This window comes from Janthinobacterium leeuwenhoeki (assembly GCF_051380795.1).
Taxonomy (GTDB): domain Bacteria; phylum Pseudomonadota; class Gammaproteobacteria; order Burkholderiales; family Burkholderiaceae_D; genus Janthinobacterium.
Window position 1 is genome coordinate 15,958 of sequence record NZ_JBNYXT010000035.1, and the last position, 23,166, is coordinate 39,123.

At 62.7% G+C, this 23,166-nt stretch carries 16 protein-coding genes and 1 tRNA gene; 12 read left to right on the plus strand and 5 right to left on the minus strand.

Annotation, left to right across the window (positions count from 1 at the left end; genetic code table 11):
• Positions 1 to 194 precede the first annotated feature (194 nt).
• The 5 genes from ACQ4WS_RS21290 (at position 195) to ACQ4WS_RS21310 (ending at position 6,366) form a co-directional block, all read left to right on the plus strand.
• The gene (locus ACQ4WS_RS21290; RefSeq protein ID WP_436479016.1) at positions 195 to 1,256 is read left to right on the plus strand and encodes a porin; all 1,062 of its coding nucleotides are present in this window, start codon (positions 195 to 197) and stop codon (positions 1,254 to 1,256) included.
• A gap of 3 nt (positions 1,257 to 1,259) precedes the next feature.
• A complete protein-coding gene (locus ACQ4WS_RS21295; RefSeq protein ID WP_436479017.1) occupies positions 1,260 to 2,246 on the plus strand; it encodes a Bug family tripartite tricarboxylate transporter substrate binding protein in 987 nt (328 codons plus the stop codon).
• A gap of 45 nt (positions 2,247 to 2,291) precedes the next feature.
• Entirely contained in the window at positions 2,292 to 3,389 is a 1,098-nt protein-coding gene (locus tag ACQ4WS_RS21300; protein ID WP_436479018.1) for an ABC transporter substrate-binding protein, read from the plus strand.
• A gap of 78 nt (positions 3,390 to 3,467) precedes the next feature.
• Positions 3,468 to 5,258, plus strand: coding sequence for an ABC transporter permease (locus tag ACQ4WS_RS21305; protein ID WP_436479019.1), 1,791 nt, complete (start codon positions 3,468 to 3,470; stop codon positions 5,256 to 5,258).
• 34 nt (positions 5,259 to 5,292) lie between these two features.
• Positions 5,293 to 6,366: an ABC transporter ATP-binding protein gene (locus ACQ4WS_RS21310; protein WP_436479020.1), complete on the plus strand. Its 1,074-nt coding sequence runs from the start codon at positions 5,293 to 5,295 to the stop codon at positions 6,364 to 6,366.
• 48 nt (positions 6,367 to 6,414) lie between these two features.
• On the opposite strand, the gene ACQ4WS_RS21315 is transcribed toward ACQ4WS_RS21310, so the two are convergent.
• The 3 genes from ACQ4WS_RS21315 to ACQ4WS_RS21325 are packed head-to-tail and all read right to left on the minus strand — an operon-like array spanning position 6,415 to position 8,068.
• Positions 6,415 to 7,200: a DUF2145 domain-containing protein gene (locus ACQ4WS_RS21315; RefSeq protein ID WP_436479021.1), complete on the minus strand. Its 786-nt coding sequence runs from the start codon at positions 7,198 to 7,200 to the stop codon at positions 6,415 to 6,417.
• Between the two features lie 4 nt (positions 7,201 to 7,204).
• Positions 7,205 to 7,621 (minus strand): hypothetical protein, encoded by a 417-nt coding sequence (locus tag ACQ4WS_RS21320; protein ID WP_436479022.1) that lies wholly within the window; start codon positions 7,619 to 7,621, stop codon positions 7,205 to 7,207.
• 24 nt (positions 7,622 to 7,645) lie between these two features.
• Complete coding sequence (locus tag ACQ4WS_RS21325) at positions 7,646 to 8,068, minus strand: hypothetical protein (RefSeq protein WP_353660592.1); 423 nt, start codon at positions 8,066 to 8,068, stop codon at positions 7,646 to 7,648.
• Positions 8,069 to 8,228: 160 nt separating this feature from the next.
• On the opposite strand from ACQ4WS_RS21325, the gene ACQ4WS_RS21330 reads away from it, so the two are divergent.
• Positions 8,229 to 8,972 (plus strand): helix-turn-helix domain-containing protein, encoded by a 744-nt coding sequence (locus ACQ4WS_RS21330; RefSeq protein WP_436479023.1) that lies wholly within the window; start codon positions 8,229 to 8,231, stop codon positions 8,970 to 8,972.
• Between the two features lie 25 nt (positions 8,973 to 8,997).
• Here the strand turns inward: ACQ4WS_RS21330 and ACQ4WS_RS21335 are convergent, their stop codons facing one another.
• Together ACQ4WS_RS21335 and ACQ4WS_RS21340 are read right to left on the minus strand one after the other, a co-directional pair.
• Positions 8,998 to 10,452 (minus strand): DUF3999 family protein, encoded by a 1,455-nt coding sequence (locus tag ACQ4WS_RS21335; RefSeq protein ID WP_436479024.1) that lies wholly within the window; start codon positions 10,450 to 10,452, stop codon positions 8,998 to 9,000.
• The gene (locus ACQ4WS_RS21340; RefSeq protein ID WP_436479025.1) at positions 10,449 to 13,646 is read right to left on the minus strand and encodes a DUF2339 domain-containing protein; all 3,198 of its coding nucleotides are present in this window, start codon (positions 13,644 to 13,646) and stop codon (positions 10,449 to 10,451) included. Before ACQ4WS_RS21340 ends, ACQ4WS_RS21335 begins: the two co-directional genes overlap by 4 nt.
• 254 nt (positions 13,647 to 13,900) lie before the next feature.
• Between ACQ4WS_RS21340 and ACQ4WS_RS21345 the strand changes: the two genes are divergently transcribed.
• From ACQ4WS_RS21345 to ACQ4WS_RS21370, 6 genes are all read left to right on the plus strand, one after another.
• Positions 13,901 to 15,787 (plus strand): MFS transporter, encoded by a 1,887-nt coding sequence (locus ACQ4WS_RS21345; RefSeq protein ID WP_436479026.1) that lies wholly within the window; start codon positions 13,901 to 13,903, stop codon positions 15,785 to 15,787.
• 515 nt (positions 15,788 to 16,302) lie between these two features.
• The gene (locus ACQ4WS_RS21350) at positions 16,303 to 17,511 is read left to right on the plus strand and encodes an efflux RND transporter periplasmic adaptor subunit (protein ID WP_436479027.1); all 1,209 of its coding nucleotides are present in this window, start codon (positions 16,303 to 16,305) and stop codon (positions 17,509 to 17,511) included.
• Positions 17,512 to 17,526: 15 nt separating this feature from the next.
• Complete coding sequence (locus tag ACQ4WS_RS21355; protein ID WP_436479028.1) at positions 17,527 to 20,691, plus strand: efflux RND transporter permease subunit; 3,165 nt, start codon at positions 17,527 to 17,529, stop codon at positions 20,689 to 20,691.
• 1 nt (position 20,692) lies between these two features.
• Positions 20,693 to 22,141, plus strand: a complete 1,449-nt coding sequence (adeC, locus tag ACQ4WS_RS21360; RefSeq protein ID WP_436479029.1) for an AdeC/AdeK/OprM family multidrug efflux complex outer membrane factor — start codon at positions 20,693 to 20,695, stop codon at positions 22,139 to 22,141.
• Positions 22,142 to 22,203: 62 nt separating this feature from the next.
• Positions 22,204 to 22,818: a TetR/AcrR family transcriptional regulator gene (locus ACQ4WS_RS21365; RefSeq protein WP_436479030.1), complete on the plus strand. Its 615-nt coding sequence runs from the start codon at positions 22,204 to 22,206 to the stop codon at positions 22,816 to 22,818.
• Between the two features lie 102 nt (positions 22,819 to 22,920).
• Positions 22,921 to 22,997 (plus strand) — tRNA-Pro (locus tag ACQ4WS_RS21370).
• Positions 22,998 to 23,166 lie beyond the last annotated feature (169 nt).

Genomic DNA, 23,166 nt, shown 5'->3' on the forward strand with positions numbered 1-23,166 from the left:
CCATTCGTTGAAATGAATGCAGTGTAAGCCTGCTGGCAGGGGGGCGATGAATATGTTGATGTCCCTTGTGGCTGGCGGGCGACACCTGTCAGTCTGAAAGCGAATTGAAAGGATCGCGCTCATATAGTGTGATCCTGATTCATGAAATTGATCAGGCATATCACTAATAACTATATCTAAGGGAGACACGTTACATGAAGAAAACAGCATTCTCGTTGGCCGCCATGGCGCTACTCGCCGCTGCCGGCAGCGCCCACGCCCAGTCGAACGTCACCCTGTACGGCCGCCTTGACGCCGGCATCAGCAACACCAGCAACGCCGGTCCGAACAAAAACTCGATGACGCAAGTGAGCTCCGGCGGCATGAACACGTCGCGCTGGGGCATCCTGGGTAGCGAAGATCTGGGCGGCGGCCTGAAGGCCGTCTTCAATCTGGAAGGCGGCATCCTGGTCGACACGGGCGCGGCCGACGGCGCGCTGTTCAAGCGCCAGGCCAACGTGGGCCTGGAAGGCGCGTTTGGCCGCGTTGTGCTGGGCCGCTCTTTCACCACCGTGTATGACTTCGTGCTGCCGTTCGATCCGATGGCCTATGCGCCGTTCTACTCGTGGGCCACTTCGGCCAACGCGACGGGTCCGAGCAAGTATGGCATGACCACGGCCTTCGACAACATGGTCAAGTATTCGGGCAAGACGGGCGGCTTCAGCTACGGCGCTTCGTACGGCTTCGGCGAACAGTCGACGGGCAATTCGGACAGCGCCAAGCTGTCCACGGCCCTCACCTACAAGACCGGTCCTGTCAGCCTGCTGGCCACGTATGAGCAGGTGAACGGCAACACCATCGCCGGCGGTGCGCGCGACAAGACCACCGTGTACCATCTGGGCGCCATGTATGACGACGGCCCGTGGAAAGTGCAGGCGGCGGCGCGCGACTACAAGCTCGATCCGGCAGCCGCCGGCAAGGCCGACGTGCGCGGCACCCTGTACTGGGGCGGCGTCAGCTACAAGACCACGCCGGTCGTCACCCTGACGGGTGTGATCTATTACCAGGACGTGAAAAACGTGGCCGCCAACACGGATGCCGATCCGATCATGTACGTGGCGCGCGTGCGCTATGCCCTGTCCAAGCGCACCGACCTGTATGTGGCCGGCGCCTACGCCAAGGCCAAGCACAATCAGCTGGTCAGCCTGTCGCGTGACGATGCCGGTTTCGGCGACACGCAGCGCGGCCTGATCGCCGGCATCCAGCACCGCTTCTAAGTCATGACGATGCTGCGCACCCTGTTCCTGTCGCTGTTTTGCCTGTTGCCCGCCGTGGCCGGGGCACAGGCGTCCGCGCCAGCCGAGTGCGTGGTGCCGTCCAAGCCGGGCGGCGCCATGGACCTGACCTGCAAGCTGGCGAAAAAAGGCCTGGCGCAGGAGGGCGTTGCTGCCAAGACCGGAGGGGCGGCCATGCGCATCAGCTATCTGCCCGGCGGTATCGGCGCCGTGGCCTGGCATTCGATGGCATCGCAACGCCGCCGCGCGGAGCCAAACACGCTGGTAGCTTTTTCGGGCGGCTCGCTGCTCAATCTGGCACAGGGCAAGTTCGGCAATGCCAAGGCGGGCGACGTGCGCTGGGTGGCGGCGCTGGGCGCCGACTACGGCATGATCGCCGTGCGCAGCGATTCGCCCTACAAGACGCTGGGTGACCTGATCGCGGCATTGCGCCAGCATCCGGACAAGGTGCTGATCGGCGTCTCCGGCACCATCGGCAGCCAGGACTGGCTGAAGATGGCGCTGGTGGCGCGCCAGGCCGGCATCGATCCGAAAGTGCTGCGTTTTGTCGCACTCGAAGGCGGCGGCGAAGTGTTTACGGCGATGCAGGCCGATTACGTGCAGGTGGTCTCGGGCGATACGTCAGAAGCCACCCTGAACGCCAGCGCCAACCATGCGCGCGTGCTGGCGGTGCTGTCGGAAAAACGCCTGCCCGGCGTGCTGGCTGGCGTGCCGACGGCGCGCGAGCAAGGCTTCGACGTGGTCTGGCCCATCATCCGCGGCGTGTGGATGGGACCACAGGTGCCGGAGGCGGACTACCAGCGCTGGGTGGCCACCTTTGACCGCGTCATGGCCACGCCGCAGTTCGCCGAGTGGCGCGCCCAGTCCGGCCTGTACCCATTCGCCCTGACGGGGCCGAAGCTGACCGCGTATGTCAAGAAGGCGGTCGACGAGTATGCCAGGCAGGCGAATGAGCTTGGCCTGATGCGCTGAACGACATCCTATTAAAAAACCTATTCATAGACGGAGACAACCCCCATGCAAACCAAGACCCTGCTTCAAGCCGCCCTTGCCACCGCGTTTGCCAGCCTGGCCGGCGCCGCTTTTGCGCAAGTGCCGCCCGGTTATCCGGCCGACTACCAGAAGATCATCGACGCGGCCAAGAAGGAAGGCAAGGTGGTGATCTATAGCGCCACCGACAGCAAGGCCGCCGCTCCGTTGATCAAGGATTTCAGCGCCCTGTATCCGGGCATCTCGGTCGAATACAACGACATGAATTCGACGGAAGTGTATAACCGCTTCATTTCCGAAGTGGCCGCCGGCGGCAACACGGCCGACGTGATGTGGTCGTCGGCGATGGACTTGCAGATGCGCCTGGCTTCGGATGGCTACGCCCTGAAATACAAGTCGGTCGAAGCGGCGAAGATCCCCGGCTGGGCCATGTGGGATGACCAGGCTTACGGCACCACGTTCGAGCCGGCCGCCATCGTCTACAACAAGCGTTTGCTCGATGCCAAGGAAGTGCCGAAGAACCACGACGATTTCGTCAAGCTGATCGCCACGCCGAAATTCAAGGACAAGGTCACCACCTACGACATCGAAAAGTCGGGCGTCGGCTTCATGTTCATGGCGCAGGATGCGAAGGAATATCCGCAGTTCCTGGCGCTGGAAAACGCCTTTGGCACGGCCAAGGTGCGCGTGCAGTCGTCGACGGGCACCATGATGGAGCGCATCTCCTCGGGTGAAAACCTGATCGGCTACAACGTGCTGGGCTCTTACGCGCTGGTGCGCGCCAAGACCGACCCGTCGATCGGCGTGGTGCTGCCCAAGGATTACACGCTGATCCTGTCGCGCGTGCAGTTCATCAACAAGAACGCGAAGAATGTCAACGCCGGCAAGCTGTGGCTCGATTACATTCTGTCGCACCGCGGCCAGACCATCATCGCAAACGGCGCCAAGCTGTTCGCCATCCGCGCCGACGTCACGGGCGAGACCACCTCGGCCGACCTGATCAAGGTCATCGGCGCGGCCAACGTCAAGCCGATTCCCGTGCATCCGATCATCCTGCAATTTCTGGGGCCGGCCAAGCGCATGGCATTCCTCAAACAATGGAAAGAAACAGCCGGCAAGAAGTAGGAATAGCCAACGCCGTCTTGGCCGCCCGCGAGCCTGGCTTGCGGGCGTACGCCGCACCCTTCATTCATTGGATTCATCATGCAAACTGCCATCTTGCCGCTGCCTGCACGGTCGCGCTCTCCCTTGTCGCGCCTGAACTGGTCGCGCGGCGTGGTCGTGACGATCACGCTGATCGCCATTTTCCTACCGCTGTTCCTGATTTTTTATCAGAGCTTTTTGAACGCGCCGTTTTTCATGCCGGTGCGTGAATTCGGCTTTGACTCCTACCGTTTCATCTTCGATGATCCCGATTTCTCGATGGCCTTCAAGAATGGCCTGATGCTGGCCTGCGGCCTGACCGTCATCGCCGTGCCGCTGGGCGGCATGCTGGCCTTCCTGATGGTGCGCACCGATTTGCCGGGGCGCGGCTGGGTGGCGCCGATGCTGCTGGTGCCGATCTTTGTCTCGCCGATGGTGATGGGCTTTGGCTATGTCGTCTCGATGGGCCCCGTGGGCTTTTACTCGATCTGGGCCAAGGAGCTGCTCGGCTTCGTGCCCTGGAATATCTATTCCTTCACCAGCATCGTCATCATCGCCGGCCTGACGCACGTGCCGCACGTCTACCTGTATGCCTCGTCGGCACTGAAAAGCCTCGGTTCCGATGTCGAAGAAGCGGCCCGCGTGGCCGGTGCCTCGCCGATCCAGGTGATGCTGAATGTGTCGCTGCCGATGATCATGCCGGCGCTCGCGTATGCGGGCGTGCTGGTGTTTTTCCTCGGCTTCGAAGTATTCGGCCTGGTGCTGGTGCTCGGTGATCCGGAAGGCCATCTGGTGCTGCCGACCTATCTGTACAAGCTGACGAACAAGCTCGGTACGCCGTCCTACCACCTGATGGCTGCCGTCGCCGTCTGCCTGGTGATGGTGACGATGCCGCTGGTGATGATACAGCGCTGGCTGCTCAAGTCCGCCAACAAGTATGTGTCGATCAAGGGCAAGGGCGCGCGCAGCAAGGCCATGCCGCTGGGGCGCTGGAAGTGGCTGGCCTTTGCCTTGCTGGCGGGCTGGCTGATCTTCACCATCATCCTGCCGCTGACGGGCATCGTGTTGCGCTCCTTCGTGCAGTACTGGGGCGAAGGCGTGCACCTGGCCGATGTGCTGACCCTGCAGCATTTCCGTGACATTTTCGACCAGCCATCGCTGGTGCGCGGCATCGTCAACACCATCCTGATCGGCGTCGTCGGCGGCGCGCTGGCCGTGGGCTGCTACAGCTTCATCGCGCTGGCCATGCACCGCAAGCAGGACGGCATCACGCGCCTGCTCGATTACAGCGTGCTGGTGCCGCGCGCCGTGCCGGGCCTCTTGGCCGGGCTGTCGTTCCTGTGGGTGTTCCTGTTCGTGCCGGCCTGGCTCGACGGCATATTGAAAGGCATGGACAACGGCGTGGCCCTGTGGCTGAGCGGCCATGTGATCCCCGTACTGCGCGAAGTGCGCTCGACGATTTTCGCCCTGTGGCTCGCGTATTCGGTGGTGTGGATGGCCTACGGCATGCGCCTCATTTCCACCGCGCTGCTGCAGGTGGGGCCGGAGCTGGAAGAGGCGGCGCGCGCCGTCGGCGCCAACCGTGGCCAGGTGACGCGCGACGTCACCCTGCCGCTGATCAAATACGGCTTGCTGGGCGCCTGGCTGATGGTCTTCCTGATCTTCGAACGCGAATATTCGACGGGCGTGTACCTGCTCTCGCCGGGCACGGAAGTGATCGGCGCCATGCTGGTATCGCTGTGGGCAGGCGGCTCGACCGACCTGGTGGCGGCGCTGTCCTTTATCAATATCACCCTGGTGGCCATCGGCCTGGGCATCGCGCTGCGCTTTGGCGTCAAGTTACATAACTGAGCTGCATAACTAATAAATATACTGAGACCACATCATGAATGAATTGACCGTCAATGAATTGCACCTGGACTACGGCACTGGCGCCTCCGCCAACCAGATATTGAAGGGTGTCTCGATGCACCTGCAAAAAGGCGAAGTGGTCGCCTTGCTGGGGCCTTCGGGCAGCGGCAAGACCACCTTGCTGCGCGCCGTGGCCGGACTGGAAAGCCCGAAGGCGGGCACCATCCAGATCGGCGAGCGCAATGTCTACGATGGCGCGAAACACTTCGAGATGCCGGCCGAGCATCGCAACCTGGGACTGGTGTTCCAGTCCTACGCGCTGTGGCCGCACAAGACCGTGTTCGACAACGTCGCCTACGGTCTCAAATTGCGCAAGATGGGTAGCACGGAAATCGCCGCGCGCATCAAGGAAGTGCTGATGCAGCTGGGCCTGGGCCACCTGGGCGAGCGCTATCCGCATCAGCTGTCCGGCGGCCAGCAGCAGCGCGTGGCGATCGCCAGGGCGCTGGTGTATAACCCGCCCGTGATCCTGCTCGACGAACCGCTGTCGAACCTGGACGCCAAGCTGCGCGAGGAAGCGCGCGCCTTCCTGCGCGAATTGATCGTGCGCCTGGGCCTGTCGGCCCTGATGGTGACGCATGACCAGGGCGAGGCGATGGCCATTTCCGACCGCATCTTGCTGCTCAACAACGGCAAGATCGAGCAGCAGGGCACGCCGCAAAGCATGTATGAAACGCCGGACACTCTGTTTACGGCCGAATTCATGGGCAGTAACAACCGCCTGCCTGGCAAGGTGGTGCAGCGCGAAGGCAATCAGGTGCGCCTGCTGGTCGATGGCGCGTCCATGCAGGGCGTGGCGCGCGGCGCCAACGTGGGCACGGAGGTGACCACCATGATACGCGTCGAGGAAGTGAAGATCAGTGCCACGCAGGTCGACAACGCCATCGAGTTGCCGCTGCTGACCTGCATGTATTTGGGCGACCGCTGGGAATGCCTGTTCGAGCGCGGTGGCGCCGAGAACATCAGCCTGCGCGCGTATTCGCGCCACAAGCTCGAGGCAGGCAAGTACTGGCTGCACATGCCGGCCGATAAGCTCTGGGTGTTTTAACGGTGACGAGGTGGCCATGCTGGCCACCTCGTCCGTGCTGCCGCGTCCTTAATTTCCCCGCACGACGATTTCCTGCACCTTCGGTTCGCGCTGGCGCATGAAGCGCACGATGGAGTCGACCGTGACGACGTCGATCTGGCGCGTCATGCGGCGCTCGAACGGGTGATCGTCGAAAGCGATATTGGCGCGGAACATGCGCGCGCCCAGGCGCGTGGCGGCGGGTATGCTGAGCGTTTGCGGCGCGTAGCTGGCGCTGCGCAGCCAGCCTTGCGCTTCGGCGCGCGTTTCAATCTTGCCCGGCTCGTTGCTGGCAGCGGCCAGGGTTTCCAGCACCCACTGGTTCGAATTCTGGTACTTGGTGGAAAACGGGTAGGCCAGCATATTGTAGTGCGGCTCATGCAGGCGCTTGGGCGTGTTCGACGTCAGCAGGCGCACCAGTTGCTGCTGCGTATCCTGGCCGGGAATCAGGATCAGGGTTTCATACAGGAACACGTCATCCATGAAGAAATTGCCGAGTCCCTCGTTGTACAGCGACGATTGCGCCGTGCCGCATTCATTGAGTTCATGCACCACCAGCCAGCGCCCTTTCGGGTGGTCGCGCCAGGCCAGCGCCATGTGCGAATAGCGCAAATGGTACTTCGACAGATCTTGCCCTGCGCGCGCCACCAGCGCCACTTGCGCGCCCGAGCCATCGAGCGCCTGCAAGGTCTTCTGCGCCAGGTCCATCGATTTGACGAGGGTGCTGGCATCCGTTTGCTTTTCCTCGCATGAGCGCCCCGCATGGGCGGCGCCGGCCAGTGCCAGGCTGATGACAATCACGGTCAGGCGTTTCATGGGTTCACGCTTTCGAATGGTGGAGGATGGCCTGGCCGGCCGCATTCGGCACATAGGCGATGGCCTTGCCCGACAGCAGCAGCATGTGGCCCGTCGAGACGGCCACCACGTTGACGACCGTGCCGGCCGCCAGCGACAGGCCTTGTGTGGCTTTCTGGCTCAGCTTGATGGAGGCCGTGGCCGCCTGCGAAGCGCCCTTGGCCGCGCTTTTCAGCACGAGGACGCTGCCGTCGGCCACGTCTTCCACCTTGTCGATGACGACTTCTCCGGCGGCGGCCAGCACCGACATGGAGCCGAGCAGCACGATGGCCGAGGCCATGCTGGCGTTGTCGGACGCGTTGGTGGTGTCGGAGTTGGCGGCCTGGGCCAGCGGCGCCATGGCGGCGGCGCACAGCAGGGCGGTGGCGAGCAACTGTTTCATGGGGTTTCCGTTCTTCATTGTTGTTTACACTTTGGAGTGGTGCAGCAGCGCCTTGCCCAGTTCGTTCGGGATAAAGGCGATGGCCTTGCCGGACATGACCAGCATGTGGCCGGTGGACATCGCCACCACATTGACCACGGTGCCGGCCGCCAGCGACAGCCCCTTGGCCGCTTGAGTGCTCATCTGGATGGATGCGCCGCCCGCTTCGGAAGCGCCCTTGAGCACGATGACGATGCCTTCGCCCACCGTTTCCACGCTGGCGACGACCACCTGGCCGGAAGCGACCAGCATCGACATGGAACCGGCGACGACGACGGCGGAGCCCTGGCTGAGGTTTTGCGAGCCTTTCGACAGGTTCTCGGAGGCGGCGGCGTGGACCAGGCCGGGAGCGGCCACGGAGAGCGTCAACAGCGACAGGGACAGGCAGAGGGGCAGCAAGCGTTTCATGTGTTTCTCCTTCAAGTGTGCCAAGTGGCAACGCCATCATTGTAGACTGTGGGCAATTGGTCAATGAAAACGCTACTCGTAGCGGGCAGGCATACCGCAGGTAGCGTATTGCGCTACTTTTTTGCCGCTGGAACCGATGCTATTTTTATAAAGGAAGTGCATGCCGCAAACCCACGCCTTGATCGAAGCCTTGAAGCGCCTGTTGAAAGCGCGCGCCGTCACGTATGCCGAGCTGGCGCAGCGCATCGGCGTATCCGAAGCCAGCGTCAAGCGGATGTTTTCGCAGAAGCAATTTACGCTGCAGCGCCTGGACCAGATCCTGGTGGCCATCGGCAGCGATTTCCAGCAGCTGGCGCTGGCCGTGCAGTCAGCCCAGGCCGCGCCCACCCTGATCACGCGACTGACGTATGCGCAGGAAAAGGAAATCATCGAAGACACGCGGCTGTTCGTGGTGGCCGTGTCCGCCCTGAATCTGCTGCCGCTGGAACAGATCGTCGCCATCTATGACATCAGCGAGGCGCAAGCCGTAAAGTACCTGCTGCGCCTCGACAAAATCGGTTTTCTGGAACTGCTGCCGAATAATCGGGTCAAACTGCTGGTGGCGCGCACGTTTGCGTGGATACCGAACGGCCCCATCCACACGTATTTCAAAAAGGAAGCCTATGGCGACTACTTGAATTCCCAGTTTGATGGCGAAACGGAATTGCTGCGCCTGGTGAACGTGATGCTGTCGAAAAAATCCACGGCGGCTTTGCTGGAACGCCTGAAGCAAGTGGCGGTGGAATTCTCGCAGCAACACCAGGAAGACGCGCGCCTGCCTGGCGATGACCGTCTGGCCATCAGCTTCATGCTGGCGGCGCGTCCCTGGATGCCGCAAACCTTCAAGGCGCTGCTGCGGCAGTGAGTCGGCGAGTACCGCGCTCAAGCGACTAATGTTCCTGCTTGTCGGTATTTCCTTGTTCCTCCTTCATCTGCGACAGCAAACGCCAGGCAAAAAAGCCCAGCATGGCCACGCCCAGCAACAGTGCGGCCCACAGCGCGGTCAGGCGCAAACCTGCGCCGTCCGGCGTTTTCTCGATGGGGGCGTCGCTGGTCAGCGCCACCACCCTGGCCGCCGTGGCGACAGGCAGCGCCAGCAATTCCTCCTGCGTGAAGCCGGGAGCGACCTGCGACAGCGGCAGCGCTGCCGGCGTTGCGCCATTCCTGCCGAAGACCAGTTGATACGGCCCCTTGCCGCTGGCCAGGAATATCAGGCTGGCCGGTGTCCAGCCCAGGCGCAAGACGGAGTTGAGGTTCGGGTTCGTGCCGCTGTGATATTGCGGCCGCAGCACCCATTGCGCCGTTTGCACGACGGGCATGGCCAAGTCGCCGGAGACCCGTTCCTTGCCATCCATGTTGATACGATAGAACGTCGTGTTGAGCAGTGGTTCGAAGTCGGCGGCCTGCGTGCTGCGCGCTTGCGGGCGCAGGCGCAGGCGCTGGCGCGGCGCATCGCTTGCCGCGTGATACACGCCCAGGGTGACAGGCATGGACGTGTTGCCCTCAGCTAACTGCAAGCCGATGCTGTCGGCGGGAATAGCGATCGGCGTCGCATACAGGCGCTCGTCGACGCTCTTGCCTGGCGTCCCTTTTAATGCGATGGTGGCGCGCGGCAAGGCAACGGCCGTGACACTGAGCTGCTGCGCGGCGATGCCGGCGAAAGTGATGGGATCGCCGTACTGCCAGCTCAGCCGCGCATAACGGAAGGAACGCGGCGCGAATTCGATGCGGTCGTTGGTCAGGGTTTGCGTGTCGCTGTTGCGCAGCCAATTCAGGGTGGTGGTGGCGATGGCATCCCATTGTTTCAAGTCGTCGCTTACCTCCAGCAGTACTTGCGCATGGTAGTTATCGGTTCCTGGCGGCAAGGTGAAATGCAGGGCGCCGATGCGGCCATCCTTGGCGGGCGCGCCCGCATCGAGGATCAGCCCCTGCAAGCCCGGTGCCGCATCGGGCGTACTGCTCCCACGTGCCGTGACGGACAGCAGGCGGCCGTCATTGCCGGTACGGATATCCACATTGTCCAGTTCGTAGTAGCCGATGTTTTTGCCGGTGACGGGAAAGATGCGCATGGCAATCGTGTCGCGCTGCGTGCGCGATTGCGCGGGCGGGGCCGTCAGGGAGAAGGCCAGCGGCTTGCCGGTACTGTCGAACAGGCGCACGTCGGCCAGGCTGGCCGAGCGCGCATGCAGGTACACGTCGGTGGGGACGCTTATGCGGCTCAGGCCGGCACCAGGCTGCGGCGTCAACGCGATGCTCCAGCGATAGTCCTGTGGCCGCTCCTGGCCAGGCGCTGCCAGCGCGGCGCCTGCCGTCAACACGATGCCGAACATGAGTGAGGTTTTCATGCTGCTCCCGGTTGGGGTTCGGCTGGCGCTGGCGCGGCAGCCTTGGGGAAGGGCGCCAGGTAGCCGATCAAGACCATCAGCAAGCCGACACCGACAAAGGAGATGATGCGTTCGATGCCGCCCACGTTCGACAGGTCGATCAGGAACAGTTTCGCTACCACCAGCCCCAGCAGCACGGCGCCCATGCTCCATTGCTGGCGCCGCTGCTGGCGGGCCGCGTGGCGCATCAGCAGCAGAGCCGTGACGCTCCACACCAGCGACAGCATGGCTTGCACGAATTGCGAGGCCATCATGTCCTCCAGCGTATAAGGCACGCCCATGTAGTTCGACACCGTGCGCAGCAGCATCAGGTTGAACCAGCCATACACGCAGCAGGCGGCCACAACGGGCAAGCGCGCCTGCCACAGGGCCGGCAGCGGCAACTGGCCCGCCGGCAGCAAGCGGTAGCTGGCGATGCCCAGCAGGATGGCAAAGCCCGTGCTCAAGTCCAGCGGATTGAGCAGCGGCAAATAGGGTAGCGGTGCCATGGCGCCGTCGTTAAAGATATTCCAGGCGGCAATCAGCAGCAGCGACCAGAGCGCGCCCAGTGGTATCAGGGTGCGCTGGTACCATGCTGCAATCGGCGCCACCGGCCAGGCGCCCGCGCGGCAGCGGCGGATCAGCCAGGCCAGTGCCAGCATCATGGCCCAGGCCGGCAAGTAGCGGGCCCAGGCGGGGCTGACGCTGGCTTCGTGGCGCGCCAGCCAGGCGCCGACCTGCATGGCGCCCACGGGCCACAGCATCAGCCATGGCGCGGCCGTGCGCAGCGTGTGCAGCAGACGCTGCGCACGCACGTCGAGTTGCCAGCCAGCTTGTGGCCAGGCCAGCAGCAGGTATTCGCCGGCCGCCAGGGCGCCGGCCAGCGCCAGCCAGCTCAAGCCGCTCGGCAGGTAATCGCGCAGATACAGCGCCAGCAGCAGGTTGGCGCTCCACAAGCCCAAACCGAGCCAGGCAGCCACGCTGAACCAGCGCAGCTGCGGCCAGTCGAGGCGCCGCGCCAGGATGGCGAACACGGGCGTCGTGACGCATACGGCGATCAGGTACAGCGCCAGCCAGTGTTCGCCTGCATGCGGCTGCATGCTCAAATCGCCGTCGATCAGGCGCAGCAGCCAGCTGACGAGCGGCACGAGGATGGCGGCAAACCACAGCAAGCCACTCCAGACCAGCAGCGGGCGCGCTACCAGGGCCAGCAGCGCGTCGCCGCCGCGCGCACGCAGCGCCAGGAAACGGGCGCTGGCAAAGGCGGCAGCGCCCAGCAGCAGCGCGCTGAGGAAGGAACCGTCGAACAGGCTGGCCGGGTGCTGGTCCCAGGCCCAGCTGGCGCGGCTGAGCATGACCATGCCGGCCAGCACCTGCACGGCCAGCAGCAGGGCGCGCGGCGCATGCCATGGTTCGCGCTGCGCCAGCGCCGCCAGCAGGGCTGCCACTGCCAGCGCGCTGACGGTCAGCAGGTTCAGTTGCGTGACGGCATCCGTGCGCAGCAGGATTTCGCTCCAGATGCCGCCCAGCAGCCAGGCCGTGGCGGCGCTCAGGAACAGCACGGACAGGCTGCTCATGAACTCCGGATGCAAGTGGCTGGCGTGGCGGCGGAAGTTGTAGGCCATCACCAGCGCGGCGGCGGCCAGCAGCGCGCAGCCGAGCCAGATGTTGGCGTGCAGGGCCGCGGCCGTATCGAGTTCCTGCATGGCGATGAGGAAGGCAATCCAGGCCGCTGCCTGCACCAGCAGGCCGAAAGCCCAGGCCAGGGTCTGGCGCTGGCGCAAGCCGACCCAGACGATGCCCGCGCCTTCCAGCGCCCAGGCGGCGGACGTCCAGCGGCCGTCGAGGGCGAACGGGATGGCCAGCGTGCCAAACACGATGCCCAGGGCCAGGAAGGCTTCGGCCAGCAGGCGGAAACCGTTCCTGCGCCAGAGTGCCACGGCCAGTCCCGTATAGCCCAGGCCGGCAATCAGCGCGGAAAACGCCAGGCCAAAGTGAAAGTGCTGGACCAGGCCGTATTGCAAGCCCATGGCCGCCAGCGGCGTGCCGAAGACGAGGGTGCCATCCACATAGTGTTTCAGGCGCGGCGCCTGGCGCGCGCAGTAGGCGATCGCAATGCCGATATAGAACAGCACGAACAGGATCAAAAACAGTTGCGTCGACAGGTAGTGCTCGGGCGTGTAGCGCAGCAGGCCCCAGGTGGTGGCGACGACAAAGGTGAAGCCAAAGCTCAGCACATTCAGGACGCGCCAGGCGCGCTTCAGGGCGATGGCGAAGACGCCCGCATTGAGCAGGGCGTAATAGCTGAATAGGCCGATATGGTTGCCGCTGCCCGTCGACACGAGCAGGGGCACGGCAAAGCCGCCGACGATACCGAAGACGGCCAGCCAGACGGCGTTTTGCAGCACTGCCAGCAAACACGTAAACGCCGTCAGCACGAACAGCACGGCAAACGCCAGGCCGGCCGGGATCAGTTCATACAGGCGGAAGGCGCCGAACGTCACCAGCATCAATATCGCCAGCGCCGTGCCCTGCAGTGGCAAGCTGATGCCGGGACGTTTGATGCGGATGCGCCAAGCCCAAGCCAGCAGGGCAATGTCGGCCAGCACGATGGCGGCCAGGCGCAGTTCGATCGGCAGCGTGACCTGCGCCGACACAAATTTCAGCAGGAAGCTGACGCCGAGGAAGAGGATCAGCAAGCCCAGCTTGGCAACCAGGTTGCCGGTAAACAGCCAGTTCTTCGCCTTGGCAACGAGACCGTCCGGGCGCGCGATCCAGGAGGGTGTGTTGGAGACGGCAGGGGCTGGCTTGGCGGGAGCCGGCGCAGCTGGTTTCGGCGGCACGGGTGCGGCAGGTGCGGGAACTGCTGCTGGCGCCACCTTTGCCAGCTCGGCGACCTTGATCGCGGCCGCTTGCGGCACGGGTGTGGGCGGTGGCAAGGGTGTCGGCACTGCGAATGGCGCCACGCTCTCGGGCACGGCGGGCGCGATGGGCGCGACGGTCGCTTCGGCCGGCGTTTCGGCCTGGCCTTCCAGCGTTTGCAGGCGCTTGTGGATGCTGTCGACTTCCTTGCGCAAGCGCGCCGTCAGCAATTCCAGATCCGCCACCTTTCGGCGGTGCTGCAGCACCAGCACGAAGGCGGTGACCAGCAAGGCCAGGATGGTCAGTGATGTCATTCCAAACATGGTGGCAGCTTTCCGGGAAGGGCGGGCAGGGGCGCCAGCGCTATGCGCACATTACCTTATTATCAAGAAACAAGCGATTTCTGTTGCGTTAGAGTAAGTGCCAGGAAGCGCGTGCGGCGGCAAGGCCAGCATGACGTGGCATGCTGCTTTCGGTATTGACGCCAAGCAAGATGACGACATTCAGATTGTCGTGCGCAAGATAGTGCTGTATTTTAGCAATTCCTTAATTGCCAGTTCCCCATGCCATGAGTCAAAGCAGCCAGTTTTCCTTATTGTCGCAGCGCCGTTTCGGGCCCTTCTTCTGGACCCAGTTCTTTGGCGCCTTCAACGACAATCTGTTCAAGACGGCCCTGATGGTGATTCTCGCCTATGACGCGCTGAGCTGGACGACGCTAGACCCGTCCACCATCACCAACCTGATTCCCGGCCTGTTCATCCTGCCCTACGTGGTGTTCTCGGCCACGGCGGGCCAGCTGGCCGACAAATTCGAAAAGGCGGGCCTGGCGCGTTTCGTCAAATGGATGGAACTGGCCATCATGGCCGTGGCCGCCGCCGGCTGGATGACGCATACGCTATGGCTGCTGGTGGCGGCCGTCGTCGGCATGGGCGTGCATTCGACCCTGTTCGGTCCCGTCAAGTATGCGTATCTGCCGCAGCAGCTGAAACCGGAAGAATTGGTTGGCGGCAATGGCCTGATCGAGATGGGCACCTTCGTCGGCATCCTGCTGGGTGAAATCCTGGGCGCCGTGCTGATCGTGCACAAGCCGCTGGGCGTGGAACTGGTGGCCGGCGCGACGATTGCCGTGGCCGTGTTCGGCCTGATCGCCAGCTACCGCGTGCCGCGCACGCCGGCGCCGGAGCCGGACTTGAAGGTGAGCCTGAATTTTGTTGCCGAATCGTTTCGCAACCTGAATTTTTCGCGCAAGAACCGTCCCGTCTTCCTGGCCATGCTGGGCAATTCCTGGTTCTGGTTCTATGGCGCCCTGATCCTGGCCCAGTTCCCCGTGTACTCGAAAGATTTCCTGCATGGCGACCATAGCGTGTTCGTATTGCTGCTGACCGTGTTTTCCGTCGGCATCGGCACGGGCTCGCTGCTGTGCGAGCGCCTGTCCGGCCACAAGATCGAAATCGGCCTGGTGCCGTTCGGCTCCATCGGCCTGTCGCTGTTCGGCATTGACCTGTATTTCGCCAGCAATGCGTATGCGAATACGCAAGTGGTCGATGCGCTGGCGTTTGTCAGCCAGGCGGGCGTGCCGCGCATTTTGATCGACATCGTCATGATCGGCGTCTTCGGCGGCTTTTTCATCGTGCCCCTGTTCGCCCTGATCCAGACGCGCTGCGACCCGAAACACATTTCGCGCACCATCGCCGGCATGAATATCCTCAATGCACTGTTCATGGTGGCGGCGGCCGGCGTCGCCATCGTGCTGCTGGGACGAGGGTTTACGATCCCGCAGCTGTTCCTCGTCACGGCCATCCTGAACGCGCTGGTGGCCGCCTACATCTTCTCGCTGGTGCCGGAATTCCTCATGCGCTTCCTGGCGTGGATACTCATCCAGACCGTGCACAGGGTCAAAGTGGTCGATGGCGAGCGCATCCCCACGGAAGGCGCGGCCGTGCTGGTATGCAACCACGTCAGCTATGTGGACGCCATCGTCATCATGGCGGCCAGCCCGCGCCCCATCCGCTTCGTCATGGACCACCGCATATTCAAGATGCCGCTGATGGGCTGGATTTTCCGCACGGCGAAGGCCATCCCCATCGCGCCGGCCAAGGAAGATCCTTTCCTCATGGAAAAGGCATTTATTGACATTGCGCAAGCGCTGCATGAAGGCGAACTGGTGTGCATTTTCCCGGAAGGCAAGCTGACGCGCACGGGCCAGATCAGTGAATTCAAGGGCGGCATCGCCAAGATCGTCGAGCGCAGCAAGGTGCCGGTGATTCCGCTGGCGCTGCGCGGCTTGTGGGGCCATCTGTTGAGTCATCGCAATGGCCACTTGTTCGAGCGCGCCTTCAAGGCGGGCTTGCGCTCGCGTCTGTCGCTGGCCGTGGGCATGCCTGTGGCGCCCGAGGCCGCCACGCCGGAACTGCTGCAGCAAAGGGTGCAGGAATTGCGCGGCAAGTGGAAGTGAACGCTATTTTCCCTATGTCGTCCGCGTAGCCGCACCCAGCCCGTCAGGGCGCCTGCGCCACGTGTTGCATCGTTTCTTGCGCCTGTGCTGTCATCGTTGCGCCCCGCTTTGCCACGCTGTGGCCAATATAGTAGCGCGTCGGCTGCGGCATGTCTTTTCGATACCATTAGTAAATATTCATGATGGCCGGGTGTGAGCGCGTGGACAGTCTTGCGTGCGCGATCACGGCTTCAGCAAAAAACGCATTACCCTGCTACAGTAATCACTCAATCCATCTTTCCGCATTACCGTTTTGCCGCCGCCCGCCCGCTTCCTGTTTCAACTGGCTGGCGTGCCGACGCTGTCGCTGTCTTCATTGTATTGCATCATTGATAATTTAATTCGCTTGATAGTTACTATGTTTCAATTGTAACGATGCTTGACGATTTTAGAATGATCGTTCATTCTTTGATCTGCGTTAATAAATTTACTCATTTCTAACGACACTAGCCAGTTTCTTTTTCAGAAAGTCCAAGATGCAACCAACCTTTTCCTTGACGTCGCCGCGTACGAGCGGCGCTATTGCCGTTCTGTGCGCCACTGTAATCATGGCCGGCTGCAGTAAAAAACAGGAAGCACCTCACGCGCAGCAAGCGCCACAGGTGGTCGTATTTACTGTTAATCCGGCCGCGTTGCCGATGAGTGCCGAACTGCCCGGTCGCACGAATGCCTATCAGGTCGCCGATGTGCGCCCGCAAGTCGGTGGCTTGATCCAGAAGCGCCTGTTTGTCGAGGGTAGCGATGTGAAAGCGGGCACGGCCCTGTATCAGATCGATCCGGCCACCTATCAGGCGGCATACAACTCGGCCAAGGCCGCGCTGTCGAAAGCCAAGGCCAACCTGCTGACGGCTGGCCCGAAAGCGTCCCGCTACAAGGAACTGGTGGCCATCGAAGGCGTGAGCCGCCAGGAATACGATGATGCCCTTGCCGCGTTCGAGCAAGCCAAGGCAGACGTCGAGTCCGCCACCGCGGCGCTGGAAACGGCGAATATCAACTTGAAATACAGCACCGTGACGGCGCCGATCAGCGGCCGCACCAGCCGCTCGAGCGTGACGGCCGGCGCGCTGGTCACGGCGGGCCAGGCCGAAGCCCTGACCACCGTGCAGCAACTCGATCCCATCTATGTCGACGTGACCCAGTCGAGCACCGACCTGCTGCGCCTGAAACGCCAGATGGCCGACGGTTCGCTGAAGAAAGTGGGCGAAGGCCAGGCCAAGGTCGACCTGATCTTGCCGGACGGTAGCAAGTACAGCGAAGCGGGCAAGCTGCAATTTTCCGGCGTGACGGTCGATCCGACCACCGGCAACGTAATCTTGCGCGCACTGTTCCCGAACCCGAAAGGCGAATTGCTGCCAGGCATGTACGTGCGTGCCCAGCTGGAAACGGGTGTCGATGAAAAAGCCATCACCGTGCCGCAAGTGGGCGTGACGCGCAACCAGAAGGGCCAGGCCACCGCCTTGATCCTGAACAAGGAAAACAAGGTCGAGCAACGCGTGCTGACCACCAGTGGCACCGTCGGCACTGACTGGCTGGTGACGTCCGGCCTGGCCGCAGGCGATCGCGTGATTGTGGAAGGCTTGCAAAAAGTCAAGCCAGGCGCGCCAGCCGTTGCCGTGCCGGCCAAGGCTGCTGCCGCGCCTGCCGCTGCCGCTTCTGCCGCAGCATCGGCTGCCAGCGCCCACTAATTCAGGAGAATATTAATGGCCCGTTTTTTCATTGACCGCCCGATTTTTGCCTGGGTGGTCGCGATCGTCATCATGCTTGCCGGCGTGATTTCGATCCTCAGCCTGCCGATCGCGCAGTACCCGAGCATTGCTCCGCCGTCGATTTCGATCAGCGGCTCCTACCCTGGCGCCTCCGCCAAGACCGTGGAAGACGCTGTCACCCAGGTCATCGAACAAAAGATGAAGGGTATCGACGGCTTGCGCTATATGGCCTCGTCGAGCGATGCCACTGGCGGCATCAGCATCACGCTGACGTTTAGCAGCGGCACCAATCCCGACATCGCCCAGGTGCAGGTACAGAACAAGCTGCAGCTGGCCACGCCACTGCTGCCGACGGCTGTCACGCAACAGGGTCTCGTCGTGTCGAAAGCGACGAAGAACTTCCTGATGGTGTTCGGCTTCATTTCCGAAAACGGCAAGATGGACCAGACCGACTTGAGCGACTATGTGGCCGCCAACGTCGTCGATCCGCTCAGCCGTGTTGCCGGCGTGGGCGATGTGACACTGTTCGGTTCGCAGTACGCCATGCGTATCTGGCTCAATCCGGCCAAGCTGCAAAGTTTCAACCTGACCCCGGCGGACGTGATCACGGCCGTGCAGGCGCAGAATGCGGAAGTGTCGGCTGGCGAACTGGGCGGCACGCCGTCCATCAAGGGCCAGCAGCTGAACGCTACCGTGTCGGCGCAAAGCCGTTTGCAAACGGTGGAGCAGTTCGGTGCCATCTTGCTGAAAACCACGACCGACGGCGCCATGGTGCACCTGAAGGACGTGGCCACCATGGAACTGGGCCGCGAGAACTACAACACCGTGGCCCGCTACAACGGCCATGCGGCCACCGGCGTGGCGATCAAGCTGGCGACGGGCGCGAATGCCCTCGATACGGCCAATGCGGCGAAAGCCATGCTGGGTAACCTGAGCAAGCAATTCCCTGAAGGCATGAGCTACCAGGTGGCATTCGACACCACCCCGTTCGTGAAACTGTCCATCGAAGAAGTGGTCAAGACGCTGGTGGAAGCGGTCATCCTGGTGTTCCTGGTGATGTATCTGTTCCTGCAAAACTTCCGCGCCACCCTGATCCCGACCATGGCGGTGCCGGTCGTGCTGCTGGGTACCTTCGGCATCCTGAACGCGTTTGGCTATTCGATCAACACGCTGACCATGTTCGCCATGGTGCTGGCCATCGGTCTGCTGGTCGATGATGCCATCGTGGTGGTGGAAAACGTCGAGCGCGTGATGAGCGAAGAGGGCTTGTCGCCGCTGGAAGCGACACGCAAGTCCATGACGCAGATCACGGGCGCGCTGGTCGGTATCGCCATGGTGCTGTCGGCCGTGTTCGTGCCGATGGCCTTCTTCGGCGGCTCGACGGGCGTAATTTACCGCCAGTTCTCGATCACCATCGTCTCGTCGATGGTGCTGTCCGTCATCGTTGCGCTGGTGTTTACGCCAGCCTTGTGCGCCACCCTGCTGAAACCGGTCGAAAAAGGCCATCACGCGACGAACAAGGGCTTCTTCGGCTGGTTCAACCGCAGCTTCGACAGCAGCAGCAACAAGTACCAGGGCCTGGTCGGCAGCATGATCCGCCACCGCGCCCGTTCGATGCTGTTGTATGTCATCTTGCTGGCCGGCCTGGTATTCGTCTTCATGCGCTTGCCCACCTCCTTCCTGCCGGAAGAAGACCAGGGCATCCTGTTTACGCAGATTCAATTGCCGACGGGCGCCACGCAAGAGCGCACCCTGAAAGTGATCGAGCAGGTCGAAGACCACTTCATGAACAGCGAGAAAGACAACGTCGCTTCCGTGTTTGCCGTGGCCGGTTTCAGCTTCGGCGGTAACGGCCAGAACACGGGTATCGCCTTCGTGCGCCTGAAAGACTGGTCGCTGCGCACGGACGTGGCGCAAAAAGCGCCGGCCGTGGCCGGTCGCGCCATGGGCAAGTTGTTGCAGATCAAGGATGCGATGGTATTTACGTTTGCACCACCTGCCGTGCTGGAATTGGGTAACGCCACCGGTTTCGACATGCAACTGCAAGATATCGGCGGTGTCGGCCATGACGCCCTGATGGCGGCGCGTAACCAGCTGCTGGGCATGGCGTCGCAGAATCCGGCCATGGTGGGCGTGCGCCCGAATGGCCAGGAAGATACGCCGCAGTACAAGATCGACATCGACCAGCAGAAAGCCACCGCGCTGGGCTTGCAGATCTCGGAAATCAACCGCGTGCTGAGCGTCGGCTGGGGTAGTTCGTATGTGAACGACTTCCTCGACCGTGGCCGCGTGAAGAAAGTGTTCATCCAGGGTGACGCCAGTTCGCGCATGCTGCCCGAAGACTTGAACAAGTGGTTCGTGCGCAATACCGCTGGTCAGATGGTGCCGTTCTCGGCCTTCGCCACCGGCAAGTGGATTTACGCGTCGCCACGCCTGGAACGCTACAACGGCTTGCCGTCGGTAGAGATCCTGGGTACGCCGGCGCCGGGCCAAAGCACGGGTGCCGCCATGAACGCGATGGAAGAGATGGTCGCCAAGCTGCCGCCTGGCATCGGCTTCAGCTGGACCGGCGTGTCGCTGGAAGAGCGCGAATCCGGTTCGCAAACGCCGCAGCTGTACGCGCTGTCCCTGCTGATCGTGTTCCTGTGTCTGGCCGCGCTGTATGAAAGCTGGTCGATTCCATTCTCCGTGCTGCTGGTGGTACCGCTGGGCGTGATCGGCGCCGTGCTCGGTACGTGGATGTTCGGCCTGTCGAACGACGTGTACTTCCAGGTGGGCTTGCTCACGGTGGTGGGCCTGTCGGCGAAGAATGCGATTCTGATCGTCGAGTTTGCCAAGGAAATGCAGGAATCGGGCATGTCGCTGCTGGACGCGACCTTGCATGCGGTGCGTCTGCGTCTGCGTCCGATTCTGATGACCTCGATTGCCTTCGGCCTGGGCGTGTTGCCACTGGCCATTTCCAGCGGCGCCGGTTCCGGCAGCCAGAACGCCATCGGTATCGGCGTGCTGGGCGGCATGTTGACGGCCACCTTCCTCGGTATCTTCTTCGTGCCGGTGTTCTTCGTGCTGGTGCGCGGCTTCTTCTCGAAGCCGGACGCGCCAGCCACGCCGGCGACGCCTGGCTCGCCAGCCGTCACGCTTTCCAAGGATGCACATTAATATGAAAAAAACGCTACTCTCCATGGCGGCACTGGCCCTGCTGGCCGGTTGCAGCCTGGCCCCTACGTATGAGCGTCCGGCAGCGCCGGCGCCGACGGCGTGGCCGACCGGTCCTTCCTACAAGGCCGACACGGCCGCCGCCGACGCCAAGCCGGTGGCGGACGTCGCCTGGCGCGAGTTCTTTGCCGATGCGCGCCTGCGCCAGGTACTGGAATTGGCGCTGGCCAACAACCGCGACCTGCGCGTTTCTATCCTGAACATCGAGAAGGCGCGCGCCACGTACGGCATCGAACGCGCCTCCCTGATCCCGACCCTGTCGGCTTCCGGCGGCCAGTCGGCCAGCCGCGTGCCGAAGAATGCCAGCGCCAACGGCGAAGCGTCCATCAACCGCCAGTACACGGCGAACCTGGGCGTGTCGGCCTACGAGCTGGACTTCTTCGGCCGCGTGCGCAGCCTGTCCGACAGCGCGCTGGAACAATACCTGGGCACGGAAGAAGCACGCCGTGCGCAGCAGATCAGTCTGGTGGCCGAAGTGGCCAGCACCTATCTGAACCTGGTGGCCGACCAGCAGCGCCTGCGCGTGGCGCAAGATACCTTGAAGAGCCAGCAGTCGTCGTATGACCTGGCCGTACGCCGCTTCAGTGCCGGTGCGACTTCCGGCCTGGACAAGTACGATGCCCAGACCAGTGTCGAGTCGGCCCGTTCCGACGTGGCGGTCTTCACGAGCCAGGTGGCGCTGGATCAAAACGCGCTGGTCTTGCTGGTGGGCGGCCCCGTGCCGGCCGACTTGCTGCCGCCAGCCGAGTTCGGCGCCGTGACGGCGCTGGCGGACATTCCGTCCGGCTTGCCGTCGGATGTGTTGCAACGCCGTCCCGACGTGTTGGCGGCCGAGCGCACCCTGCGCGCTGCCAACGCCAACATCGGCGCCGCGCGCGCGGCCTTCTTCCCGCGCATTTCGCTGACGGCCACGGCCGGTTCGCTGAGCGACAACCTGTCGGGTCTGTTCAAGGCGGGCAGCGGCACGTGGAGCTTCATTCCGCAGATCAGCTTGCCGATCTTCGATGGCGGCGTGAACCGCGCCAATCTCGATATCGCCAAGGTGCAGCGTGAAATTTCCGTGGCGCAATACGAAAAGGCGATCCAGGTCGCCTTCCGTGAAGTGTCCGATGCGCTGGCCCAGCGCGGCACCATCGACGAGCGCCTGCAGTCGCAGGTCTCGCTGGTCGAGGCGTCGACGAAGAGCTACACCATCCATGACGCGCGCTACAAGCAGGGCGCCGAGTCCTACCTGAACGCCCTGGTGGCCCAGCGCGCGCTGTACACGGCGCAGCAAAGCCTGATCACGGCGCGCCTGGCCAAATCGACCAACCTGGTGACCTTGTACAAGGTACTGGGCGGCGGTTGGCAGCCTGAGCAGACAGCCGTTGCGGCGGCTGGCAGCGTCCAATAATCACGGGGACGCCGAGGCCGGCCTTGCCCGCAAGGGCAGGGCCGGCGCGCTACTGGAAAATCATGAACCAAGTTGAAAAGAAGCATCCGGATCCCGAACGCGCCAACACGCGGCGCAAGCAGGTGCTCGATGCGGCCGAAAGCTGTTTCAGCCGCCGCGGTTTCCACGGCGCCAGCATGGCCGAGATATCCAAGGCGGCCGGCATGAGCGCGGGCCACATCTATAATTATTTTGACAGCAAGGATGCCATCATCGCCGCCTTCGTCATGAAGAACATGGAGCGGGTCACCAACCTGATGCAAGACCTGGCGCAGCGCGAAGACCCGCTGCAGGCCGTGGTCGACAATGCTGGCGAGCATGTGCTGGAAAGCCTGGACCCGAAAACCTGGGTGATGCCACTGGAAATTTTTGCCGAGGCTTCGCGCAACCCCGCCATCGCGCAAATGTTGCACTGTGCGGACCAGCGCTCGCGCCAACTGCTTCTCTCCATTATCAAGGATGCGCGCATCAAGCGTGGCTTGCCGGCTGACGAAGAGATGCTGGAAGGCCGCCTGAATACCATGATCGCCATGTATCAGGGCTTGCCCGTGCGGCTGGTGCATAATCCCGAGGTCAAGGTCGAACCCCTGATCGCCGGTTTCCGCATTGTCTTGACGGCATTGCTGCTGGGCGAATAGGACGCCTGCCCCCAGGCTGAAAAAAAGTTTGCGCAGTTCACTATGAGTCATGCGCAAAGCATGGCAAAAACCTAAAAGCCTCTGCTATAATTCCCACCTCGTCGGGGCGTAGCGCAGCCTGGTAGCGTACATGCATGGGGTGCATGGGGTCGGAAGTTCGAATCTTCCCGTCCCGACCATAAGAATCAAGGACTTAGGCCAATCTTCGGATTGGCCTTTTTCTTTTTGCGCGACGTCGCCATGACGGCATGCATCATCCGCTCTTCCTTTCATCCCCTCTTTCCATCATCCTGTCCCCCGATTTCCGTCCCCTGTCGCGTAGTCAACCTGGCAATACTATTTTGGCCT